This is a genomic window from Nitratireductor sp. StC3 (genome assembly GCF_003015025.1).
In the GTDB taxonomy this organism is placed as follows: domain Bacteria; phylum Pseudomonadota; class Alphaproteobacteria; order Rhizobiales; family Rhizobiaceae; genus Mangrovimarina; species Mangrovimarina alexandrii.
Genome location: NZ_PYBP01000005.1, coordinates 451,423 through 462,063 on the forward strand (window position 1 = coordinate 451,423; position 10,641 = coordinate 462,063).

Sequence of the window (10,641 nt, forward strand, 5' to 3'; positions counted from 1 at the left end):
GCGCCCGCTTCACCGTCAAACGACGCTCCGGCACGGGGGTGCGGCGGCCTTCAGCGCCGGGTGCTTTCACTCGCCCTCGGACGATTGCGATGCCGTATCCCGCAAGGCAGGCGGCGGGCCGGCCTTTTCGGATGTAAGCAGGGTGGTCGGACAGCCGTCCTGGACCTTTTGCCACGACGTGTTGTTCAACACCTTGCCGCAGCGGGCCAGCCAGGATCCGCTCGGCAGCCGGATGCAGACCACCGACCCTTCTGCGTAGCGGGTGCCGTTGGCAAGACACGTGCATTCCGGCTCGGCGAATGCCGGCCCCGCGGCCAGCAGCGCCGCGGTGGCGAGCCAGGTGCGCAGCAGCTTCATGACGGCGCAGGCTAGCATGAAAGGCGGGTTTCACAAATTCGCGGCCGGTGGCCGGACCATAACCGGAGAATAGCGCCGAAAGCTGCCGACCGGCTTGGGGCGACCTTCGGCGGGGCAGGGCGTGCGCCGTCACCCGGCCTGGATGTGCGGAAACGGGATCGTCACACCCAGGGCTGTGCCGGAGGCGCCGGTGCTCAGCAGTTCGAATTTGTAGCCGTAGCGCTCGGCCAGTTCGACCACGATCGCCAGACCGTGGCCTTTGCCGTCGCTGACGGCGAAGGCGCTGTCCAGCCGCGTTCCGCGCTGGCAGGCTTTCTGGAACCTTTCGGCCGTCAGTCCGGGGCCGGTGTCGTGCAGTTCGATGCGGCATGCATTCTGCAGTCGCCGCACACCCAGAAGCAGCTTGCCTGAGGGGGTGTATTTGATCGCGTTGGACACCAGGTTGGAGACGATCCGCATCACGGCCAGGGGGGCAATGGGGCTGACGAGGCTCGTTTCGACGAAGCGGAAGCGAAGCCCCTTGGTTTCGGCGTCGGGCACGAACATCTCGTGGACGCTGCGCAGGATTTCGCCGAGATCGATCTCGTCGCCGGTTTCGTCGGGGCGTCGGCCAGCCGGTCCCTTGAGGTGATTGGCGACGAGCGCTTCGAGATAGTCGAAACTGTCGTAGATGTCGGCGTAATTCCGCCGCGGTCCGGCCTGGTCGTCGCTCATCACACCCTGCACGGCCAGGCGGAGCGCGTGCAGCGGCTGACGGATGTCGTGAACCGTGTTTTCGATGTGCTCCTTGTGTCTGGCCGTGGTTTCCAGCGCCAACTCGTAGCGCGCCTCCAGATTGCGCAAACGCGTGTTCATGTCGAGATTGCGCCGGGCCTGCTCCAGGCTCGCCCGCAGGGCTTTTTGGCGTTCTTCGCGCAGTTGATGATAGCGATCGACGATCGCCAGGCCCATCATGACGGCATCGAAGATCATCACCATGCGCATACTGTCGTGCTGAAACTCCTGCGAGATATCGATCCCGAACCAGTGGCGCGTCATCATCAGTGTGGCCGAAGCCGTCGCCCCCAGCCAGGCAAAGACATAAAAGCGCACCTGCTTGAAGCGCTTGCGGGCGGCCAGGAGCGCGGCAACGGTGAACAGCGTGACGGCGAACAGCACGACGAGGATCATGTATTTCTTGATCAGCCGCGGCTCGGCGAAGAGGCCTGCCACAATCATCGTGGCCGTGACGATGATGACGGCCAGCAAGGCCTTGTCGACGACGCGGTGGTATTTGGCCGTGTTGAGAAATATCCGGGCGTAGATCGCGCCGAAAATGGCATATGAGCCACCCGCCACGACCGAGGCGTAGCTGTTGAAGGCCGGCAAACTCGGCCACAAATACTGGAAGGCGACACCGTCGACATGCATGATGTAGACCAAGGTGGCGGTGGAATAAGCGATATAGGCGGGGAAGATCGGGTGGCGCAGCACGATGCCGGCCAAAAGTGCCGCTACGATCAGGATCACCATCATGCCGTAATAGATGAACTGCTTGGCGGTCTGGCGCGTCGAGACCTCGGTGAAGCTCTCGGCGGTTTCGATGGCGAGCGGCAGATAGGTCGCCCCTTCGGTCCAGAAACGGACATAGACGGTCGCCGCCTCGCCTTGTTTCAGGGAGAGCGGGATCACCACTTCGGGGTGTGCGACGGGACGGGTGGAAAAGGCCGAATCGCGATCCTGAGCCAGCGGGTGGGTCGTCCGGCCGCTGTCATCGACGATATAGACGTGGAAAATCTGCTTGAAATTCTCCTTGAAGTGCAGGCGCCAGTCGGCGTTTCCGGCGTCGACGTTTTCCACCCTCAGGCGCAGCCATATCATGGCGTCGGAATAGCCCATGTCGGGCACCCGCGTGGTTATCGGTGAAAACAGGTCGCGTTTTTCGCCCTTGACCTCGGCGATCGTCAGCGAATGATCCGCGTCGAGCAGAAGATCGATATAGTTGCCGACCGTATCGGGGGCGACGGGCCCGTCGACCACCAGCGTGCGGTCCTGTGCTTGGGCGACAGGCAATTGGCACAGCATGGCGAAACATGCCAAAAACAGCAGGCTGAACCTTTTACAAACGGGCTCAGAAGGGTTTGGGGGAGGTGCGGCATTCCTATCAGCGTCATCATTGCCGATGATCATGCGCTGACGGTCGGCGGTACACGCTCCGCGATCGGCGCGTTGTCCGAATTCGAGGTTGTCGGTACGGCCGGCAACGGCATCGAGGCGATTTCGCAGATCAAACGCCTGTCGCCCGACTGCGCCGTGCTCGATCTCGTCATGCCGGGCGCTTCCGGGCTGGAAGTGTTGCTCGAGGCGCGGCGCTGGAGCCCGAAGACGAAAATCGCCGTCGTGACCGGTAGCCCGTCCGCCAAAACCCTGCGGCGGCTGATCGGAGCCGGTGCGGATGGGCTTTTCCTGAAATCCGGCAGTGTGGAGGAACTGTGCCAGGGCTTGCGCGACATCGTTGCCGGCCGCACCGTCGTGGGGACCGGCGTCAGGCGCTATATCGAGGAAGGCGCGGCCAATGACAGTCTTACGCACCGCGAGACGGAGGTGCTGCAATGCATCGCGCGCGGACTGTCCAACAATGGTATCGCCGAACATCTGGGCATAAGCGCCAAGACGGTGGACAACCATCGCACGAACCTGATGCGCAAACTCGAGGTGCATTCGACCGCCACCTTGTTGGTTCGCGCCATGCGCGATGGACTCATCGAACCGTAGCCTGCAACATGAAGCTGATCGCATCAAATCAGGGGCAAAGTCTTTTTGCCGACAGGCTGCCGCGGGCGCCGATCGGCCTGACGCGCAAATCCTAGAGTTTCCAGGCCGTTTCGCTCTTCGAGCGGCGTCCGCTCACCGTCGCTTCCCTTTCCGAACCGTCGGCAAAAGACTGTCGGGCCCGCCGGGATGTGTTTTCCGGCGGGCTCGGGCACGATGGCGGGTCAGTCGTTCATCGTCACCCTGCCGAACGGTCCGTTCCACACAAAACTCTTGCGCGATGTGACCCTGACCGTATAGCGGCCGGCCCCATACGTGTTGCCGCTGCGATAACGGTAGGTCTGCGAAAAGTTCCGGCCGGTCTTGGAATCGACGCGGATGATTTCGCCGCTGCGCGACACGAACGCCCTGATCTTCTTGCCGCTGCTGTCGCGGCCATTATAGAAGGAATTCGCCTGCAGCAGGATTGTCGGGCCCGAGGGTTGGGGCTGAGGTTGCGGCTGGGGTTGCGGTTGGGGCTGTGGCTGTGGCGCGGGGCCGATGCCATTGCCGGGCGGGGTCACGGTGCAGCCCGCCAACGCGATGCCACCCAACATGGCCAGGAAAGCTCGGCGTCCCAAACGTTCAATCGTCATGGTTTAGCTCCTCATTAAACAGGAGCCGACCATGACGTTGCGGCATCCTGCCCGCCATAGGGCGAATCCCCTAATTGAGCAGTCTCCAATGAACGGCGACGGGCACTATGGGTTGTACGCGGCGGCCCGGACGCGGTTTTCGGGCAGGGGAGCGGGCGACGACGGAGGCCGACCGCGAGCCGGGCGGGAAGAGCGGTCGGTCTGGTCGTTTGCGGGCGAGCGACAATTTCCGGCAGGCCTGTCGAGGGCCGCGACGCGGGCTCGTCAGGAGGCGCGTTGGCCGCGGGTAAGGCGCTCCAGCCACGCCATCCTCTCGCGGAGCGACACGACCGAACGCTCGGATTGCGGCCGATCCCGCCCCGCCGCGCCGCTCCGGGTGGCGACGGGGATTTCGCCCCACGGCGTCCAGCGCGCGGGCTGAGACTGGGTCTTCATCCGGGTGATGTCGTTCACGGTCCTTGCCTCTTTGCGTCCTGGTTAACCATATGGGAACCAATCGGTTCGTTTTTGCGGCGCCCGGATGACGGATTGCGGACGTTCACCGCATCGTGAGACCGCGTGCGGTCGCCCGGGCGCCGGAATGCTCGATTTTGAGCCTTTCCGAACAATTTCGCTTAAAGATTTGTCGCTACAGTCGTCGGCCGTGAACGAACGACTGGCAGGCCATGATCGATCTATCGCCAACCGGTAAGGGCAGGGTCTATGTGCTGACCGTACTCGGCACGCTGATGTGCATGCTGCTTGCCTTCGTCCTCGACGGCTATTCGCTCGAACGCGGGCATTGGGCGCTGGGCGAGCGCTGGGTCAACAATCTGATCATTCCGGCCTTGGTGGCGCCGCCGTTCTTCTTCTTTCTGCTGAGCAAGCTGCGCGAACTGTCGCTGGCGCATCACGAACTGCTCACCGTCGCGTCGACGGATTCGCTCACCGATTGTCTCAATCGCAGGGCGTTTTCATCTCTCGTCGACGGCTATCTCAGCCGGTTCGACGAAGTCCGCGAGCCGGGCAACGGAGCGCTGCTCATTCTCGACGTCGACCGCTTCAAGACCGTGAACGACCGGTTCGGCCACGAAAGCGGCGACGATGCGCTCAGGCTGATCGCCCAGGTGATCCGCTCCAGCGTGCGCGATCTCGATCTCGTGGCCCGTATCGGCGGCGAGGAGTTCGGTGTCTTCTTGCCCGGCCTCGACCTGCACCAGTCGATGGCGATAGCCGAGCGCATTCGAACCGCCGTGCAGGCGGCGGAGTTCAGGCCGGCCGGCGAACGGCATGAATTGTCGTTGAGCATTGGCGGGGTGACCTTCATGCCGCCGGCGACGTTTTCGCAGCTTTATCGAAGCGCCGACCGGAGGCTTTACGCGGCCAAGCATGCCGGCCGCAACCGCGTGGAAATCGGCGCGCTCGGCGCCCTGGCCGAACAGGACGTGCGGCTCGTCTGAGCGCAGGCGGCGCGTGGCCGGCCCGCCATGCGGCGGGCCGGTCGAAATGCTGCCGGGTCAGCAGCCGGCCGGGCGATCGTTCCAGACATTGACCACCGAAGCGACCGAGTAGACCACCTTGGCCAGGAAGTAAGCGACCTGAAGGGCGGCCGCGCCCGGCACCAGCAACGAGGCCACGCGCAGTCCGATGACGGCCACGTCCCACCAGCTCAGCTGGGCCAGCATCAGCTTGCCCACGGTGGTGATCCAGCCGAACTCGTAGAGCAGCCGCATCATCTGCAGAAAACTGTTGGGCGTGACGCCGGCATTGAAGATGGCGCTTACCTGTGGCCAGAAGCCGACCGTGTTGATGCGCTCGCCGAGCCAGTTGGTGACTGGGCCGGCGCGGATGATCGGGCCGAACACGGTGTAGACGCCGATCAGCACCGTCACGATCAGCCGGACCTTCCATACCGTGCAGTCGTCGAGCTCGTCGCGCGCGGCGCGGAAGATTTCCTCGTGACCGTGCTCATTGACGAGCACGAGCACGTGATCGTCGCCGTCGATTTCGTGCAGGACCTGGAAGGCCGGTTCGGGATTGGCTATCGCATCGTCGACCGCCGTCTGGAAGTCGCGTCGCAGCCGTTCGTGCTCGCCGTGCGGCAGGTTGTTCGGCAATTGCCTGACGAAGTGCTCGACCCAGGCGCGGGTGTTGTCGGCATTCGGCATCTCGGCCGGACGGTAGGGTTCCGTTGGTTCGGGCATGCCGACCATGCGGGCATTGGAAAAGCGTTTCTGCGGGCGCGGCGGCGACAGCCGGTGCAGCACGTCCTGATGGGTGGCGCCGTCGGCTACGGGAATGGTGCGCAGCACCACGAGATCAGCGCCGCGCACCAACGCCATCGGATTGCCGTCCACGAGATCCTGCGCCAGCGGCGGGGTGGAGAAATTGTAGTTGGCCAGACAGGACGTTTCCGTGGTCGGGTCGTGATACATCCATTGTTGGATGTCGGCCTGTGCCAGGGCGGTGTTCCACACGCTCAGGAACTGCATGTAGCCGTTCATGTTCATGAGCTGATTGGCGGTCGCGCTGTCGTCGGCCGCGCCGAGGATGATGTCGCCCTGAGCCAGCGCGGTGATGGCGCCCGCGGTGCCGTTGCCGGCCGCAACGCCGTTGACATAGAGGGTCTGCGTGCCGTTGCCGCTATCGTAGGCATAGGTATAGCCGATCGAGTACCATAAATTCGGCTGCAGCTTGGTCGAACCGGAGGTGACGCTGGCGCCCGACGTGCTGCCACGACGGCCCACCACCGTGCCGTCAGTGTCGACATAAAGCACGATCCCGCTTTCCTGATTCAGGTCGCCATTGCACAAGATGGCCTGCTGGGTGCCGAGATCCTGCAGCCGGATCCAGGCCAAAATGGTGTAGTCGTCGGTGCCGTCGCCGCCGGGGTTGACGTCGGTGTCCTGGAGCGGCTGGCAATAGGCGGTGCCGGCATAAAGCAGGCACGGCGCGGTCGCTTCGGAGCGTGCGCCGTTCATCAACGTCAGCGAACGGTTGTTGGGCGAGACGTCCCTGGCGGGATAGTCGTAAAAGGCGTAGGCCGCCTGCAGGCCGGTGCCGCTGGTCAGGTAGGTCCACTCATTGGCATAGATCTCGTCCTGCTGGCGGGCGACCGACCACAGCCGCACATAGTGGCAATAGGCCTGGAGGTCGCGACCGATCACGGCCGGGTTCTGGTTCGCCGGCGGCGGGGTGAAGGAGAACGAGGACTGCACGCGCAACAGGCCGTTGACGTAGAGCGACAAGGTCTGGCCGTCAAAGGTGACGGCGACGTGGAAATCGGTCTCTGTGTCGAGGATGTCGTCGGTCTCCAGCGGCATCGGTTGGCCGACGAAGCTGGCGGAAACCTTTTGTCCGCGGGTCTTGAAGGCGAACTGGCCGGGCTTTTCGAACAAAGTCGAATCGGGACACAGCCCGTTGAACTTGAACCAGCCCTCGATGGTGAAGGCTGAGCGGTTGGTGAAGTCGATGCCGATGTCGGTGCCGAGATTGACATAGGCTTCCGCGTTGAGGGAAAGCGTGACGGATTGTTCCGCGGGGGGCGTATAGGTCATGGCTGCTGCCTCCTGGGGCGCGGGTCCCCGTGTAAAGCGCCTGCGCCGACCGCAGGGATCCCGCGCGCATAACCGGTTGATGCGAAAGACGGGCGCTTAGCGCGCGCCCGTCGGTTCATCGGCGCGCCGTGGCCGGCGCGCGGCAGTCACGAATCGACGACGATGTTGTAGGTGCCCAGCCGCACCATCGTGCCGCTGACCCTTTCATGCAGCTCTTCCGGCAGTCCCATCTCGGCGGGGGTCTTGGCGTGGCGGATCAGGATCTCCTGGTCGCGGGAGCCGACGATGCGGTTATAGGTGATGTCGATGGTCGCGTCGGGCGGCCAGGACTGACCGCTGGGCAGGCGCACCGTCGTCACCAGGCCGGACGAGAAATGCGCCGGCAGGCTGTTTTCGGTATAAAGATACCAGGGATTTTGCTGGGTGACGGTACCGGAGGAGTTGATCGGCGGGGTGGGGCCGGTCTCGGAACAGACCAGGCTGACCGTCGTGCCCTGCGGCAGATTGCGCGCCTCGACGGTGAACGCGTAAAGCTCCCCGGTGTCGTCCAGGTTCTGGAAAGCGGTGGTGACTTGGTAGCTCGGCGGCGAGGCGTTCGACAGCACCGAAACGTTGCGCCAGGCGATGCCGGGATTGTCGACGACCCAGCCGACGAAACCGCCGGTCGAGTTGAAATCGTCGGGAATTGGATTGGGATTGGCGGCGGTCACCACCTGGGAGACCAGGCAGTAGTGATAGCCCGACGGCGGGGCGGGCACCGACCACTGAAAGGCCGATTCCCCGACCACGATCTGATTGGCCTGGCTGGCGCTGACATTGGAGTAGTTCTGGCCGGGCGTGGCCGTCGGGACCTTGTTGTTGCGCCATTCGCTCGGCTGCGACAAAAGGCTCGATTTCACCCAATAGAGATAAATTTGGCCGTTGGCGGCGCCGCCGGCGAGGTTTTTTCCGCGCGTGTAGATGTAGTTGATCTCGTTGGCGATCAGGTTCTTGCCGGGGTTCTGGTCATAATTGTTGACGAAGTATGTCTGCGGGTCGCTCACCGTCTCATTGCCCCATGGGATGATGTCCGGCGAGTGATAGGCGGTGCGGACGCCCGACGGGATCTGTCCGGTGTCGTCGAGCGCGTCGCGCATGAAAATGTCGTCATATTGCGTCATGAAAGCCTCCCGGTTCGCGCGTTTGTACGGTCTGTTCGCCGCCTTCGGCCGGGACACGACGTCTCGCGCCGTCGCTCGTTGCCGGGGCGACGGATGGTATGGACCGCAAGGCGGAGCCGGGCCATTCTCTCTCATAGGTTGCGCGTTCGAGAGCGTGCACGAAAAGCCGTCTCCCCGCAACCAAAAAACGAATCTTGGTGCGGGACTGCAATTTTTACGTGTTGCGGGGTCAAGGCGGCGGGCGAGGGCGGGCGTGGGCGCCGCCGCGCCGGCGGTCGTTGCGGCCGATGCTAGCTTTTGCCGAGGTGGCGTCGGGCGGCGTAAAGCGATATCGCCGCCGCGTTGGAGACATTGAGGGAGTGGATCGGCCCGGGCATGGTCAGCCGGGCAAGCCGGTTCACGGTTGCCCGCGTCTTTTGCCGCAGGCCCTTGCCCTCGGCGCCGAGCACCAGGGCGATGCGCGCGCCCTCGAGGCTGGCTTCCAGCTCGTCGGGGCCTTCGGAATCCAGACCGACGGTGAAAAAGCCGGCCTGGTGTAGCGCTTCCAGCCCTGAAGCGAGATTGCGCACCGCAATCAGGTCGATGTGCTCGAGCGCGCCGGAGGCGGATTTGGCCAGCACGCCGGATTCGGACGGGCTGTGGCGCGCGGTGGTGATCACCGCGCCGGCGCCGAAGGCGACCGCAGTGCGCAGGATCGCGCCGACATTGTGCGGATCGGTGACCTGATCGAGCGCCACGACCAGCGGCGTGTCGCCGAGCGCCGAGAGCGGCTTGGGAACGAGCGGTTCAGTGTCCAAAAGCACGCCCTGATGGACCGCGTCGCCGCCGGCGATCTTGTCGATCGCGCGCGGTTCGACCAGCTCGACGTCGAAGGGCAGGGCGTCGGGGTCGGCGATCTCCAGCCGGGCGAGCGCGTTGCGCGTTGCCAGTAATTTGTGGAGGGTCCGGCTGGGATTGTCGATCGCGGCGCGCACGGTATGCAGGCCATAGAGATAGACATGGCCTTCCGGCGCCGCCGTTGCGGGCATGTCGGCGCCGGGGCGGGCACGCGGCGGGGCGCCGCCGGCCTTGCGGTCGCGGTGGGCGCGGCGCAGCCGGGCGAAATGGGTGTCTTTGGCGGAGCCGGTTTTATCATCGTCGCTCATGCGGCCTCTATACCGTCCCCGCGGTCGCGCGGCTATGGCTGCATGCGGTCAAATCGCCCCGTTCGGGGCGCAAGTGCCGGTTCTTGTCGCAGGGGTCGGGTGTGGGGTGATTTTCGGGCGACGTTTCGGTTGACACCGCCAGGCCATCCCGCCATAAGGCGCTTCGCGGAATTCGGGGATGGCAACGACGTTCCCGGAGGCGCGGTAAAACCCGCGTTCCAGGCTCCGGCGCAGCGACGGAGGGGTGTCCGAGTGGTTAAAGGAGACGGACTGTAAATCCGTTGGCTATGCCTACGCTGGTTCGAATCCAGCCCCCTCCACCACCGCCCACCGGAAGCCTGACGACCGCGGGTATAGCTCAATGGTAGAGCAGCAGCCTTCCAAGCTGAATATGCGGGTTCGATTCCCGCTACCCGCTCCAAACCGCGACGATCGACCCTTCAGAAATTGCCGGTCTTGGAAAAGCCGCAATCGCGGCGCGGCAATCCGGGTCGCCCGCATTGGGCGGTTTTTCTTCGAGGTTGCCGAGAGATGACGAACGAGAATGATGCGCCGGCCGCGAGCGGGGCCGATTTGCGCAAATGTCGGGTGATCACCGCGTCGAGCCTGGCCGGTTTTTTGGCGGTCACCATCCTGATCTGCAGCCAGATGGCGACGGTCGAGGTCGTGACCGTGTATTCGCTGGCCTCCCTGCTGCATTTGCCTGCGACCGTGCTCACCGTGTTGTCGGTGCTGGTCGCGGTGCCGACGCTGTGGCTTTTCTTCCAGGTGGCCCGTTTGGCCTTCGAGGCCGAAACCGCGCCCGAAAACAATTGAGCAACGGCCCGGGCGCAAGGCGGCCCGGGCCCATTTCGCCCTTGTCTTTTGCGGCCTTTGTCGCTAATCGCCCCCAATCCGAACCGAATTCCAGTTCTGATCGCCAGGGAAAGAGACGATGGCAAAAGGTAAATTCGAGCGTAATAAGCCTCATGTGAACATTGGCACGATTGGTCACGTTGACCACGGCAAGACGTCGTTGACGGCGGCGATCACGAAGTTTTTCGGCGAGTTCAAGGCG

General features: G+C 63.9%; 11 protein-coding genes and 2 tRNA genes. 6 read left to right on the forward strand and 7 right to left on the reverse strand.

The window, feature by feature from the left end:
* Positions 1-66 precede the first annotated feature (66 nt).
* Positions 67-357: a hypothetical protein gene (locus tag C7T96_RS13900; RefSeq protein WP_106571808.1), complete on the reverse strand. Its 291-nt coding sequence runs from the start codon at positions 355-357 to the stop codon at positions 67-69.
* A gap of 129 nt (positions 358-486) precedes the next feature.
* A complete protein-coding gene (locus C7T96_RS13905; RefSeq protein ID WP_158264367.1) occupies positions 487-2,376 on the reverse strand; it encodes a sensor histidine kinase in 1,890 nt (629 codons plus the stop codon).
* Between the two features lie 18 nt (positions 2,377-2,394).
* Here C7T96_RS13905 and C7T96_RS23900 point away from each other — a divergent pair, with 18 nt between their 5' ends.
* Positions 2,395-3,111, forward strand: a complete 717-nt coding sequence (locus C7T96_RS23900; RefSeq protein ID WP_158264368.1) for a response regulator transcription factor — start codon at positions 2,395-2,397, stop codon at positions 3,109-3,111.
* 221 nt (positions 3,112-3,332) lie between these two features.
* On the opposite strand, the gene C7T96_RS13910 is transcribed toward C7T96_RS23900, so the two are convergent.
* A complete protein-coding gene (locus C7T96_RS13910; protein WP_106571810.1) occupies positions 3,333-3,743 on the reverse strand; it encodes a hypothetical protein in 411 nt (136 codons plus the stop codon).
* 264 nt (positions 3,744-4,007) lie between these two features.
* A complete protein-coding gene (locus C7T96_RS13915; RefSeq protein WP_106571811.1) occupies positions 4,008-4,196 on the reverse strand; it encodes a hypothetical protein in 189 nt (62 codons plus the stop codon).
* A gap of 212 nt (positions 4,197-4,408) precedes the next feature.
* Here C7T96_RS13915 and C7T96_RS13920 point away from each other — a divergent pair, with 212 nt between their 5' ends.
* Positions 4,409-5,182 (forward strand): GGDEF domain-containing protein, encoded by a 774-nt coding sequence (locus tag C7T96_RS13920; protein WP_106571812.1) that lies wholly within the window; start codon positions 4,409-4,411, stop codon positions 5,180-5,182.
* 57 nt (positions 5,183-5,239) lie between these two features.
* Here the strand turns inward: C7T96_RS13920 and C7T96_RS13925 are convergent, their stop codons facing one another.
* The 3 genes from C7T96_RS13925 to C7T96_RS13935 form a co-directional block, all read right to left on the reverse strand.
* The gene (locus C7T96_RS13925; protein ID WP_106571813.1) at positions 5,240-7,279 is read right to left on the reverse strand and encodes a LamG domain-containing protein; all 2,040 of its coding nucleotides are present in this window, start codon (positions 7,277-7,279) and stop codon (positions 5,240-5,242) included.
* 146 nt (positions 7,280-7,425) lie between these two features.
* Positions 7,426-8,439, reverse strand: a complete 1,014-nt coding sequence (locus C7T96_RS13930) for a hypothetical protein (protein WP_106571814.1) — start codon at positions 8,437-8,439, stop codon at positions 7,426-7,428.
* 290 nt (positions 8,440-8,729) lie between these two features.
* Complete coding sequence (locus C7T96_RS13935) at positions 8,730-9,584, reverse strand: RNA methyltransferase (RefSeq protein WP_106571815.1); 855 nt, start codon at positions 9,582-9,584, stop codon at positions 8,730-8,732.
* 238 nt (positions 9,585-9,822) lie between these two features.
* Here C7T96_RS13935 and C7T96_RS13940 point away from each other — a divergent pair.
* The 4 genes from C7T96_RS13940 to C7T96_RS13955 form a co-directional block, all read left to right on the forward strand.
* A tRNA-Tyr gene (locus C7T96_RS13940) sits at positions 9,823-9,907 on the forward strand.
* Positions 9,908-9,931: 24 nt separating this feature from the next.
* Positions 9,932-10,005, forward strand: a tRNA-Gly gene (locus C7T96_RS13945).
* A gap of 110 nt (positions 10,006-10,115) precedes the next feature.
* Positions 10,116-10,400 (forward strand): hypothetical protein, encoded by a 285-nt coding sequence (locus tag C7T96_RS13950; RefSeq protein WP_106571816.1) that lies wholly within the window; start codon positions 10,116-10,118, stop codon positions 10,398-10,400.
* A 118-nt stretch (positions 10,401-10,518) separates the two neighbouring features.
* The coding region (locus tag C7T96_RS13955; protein WP_245414144.1) for a GTP-binding protein at positions 10,519-10,641 on the forward strand (123 nt) is incomplete at its 3' end.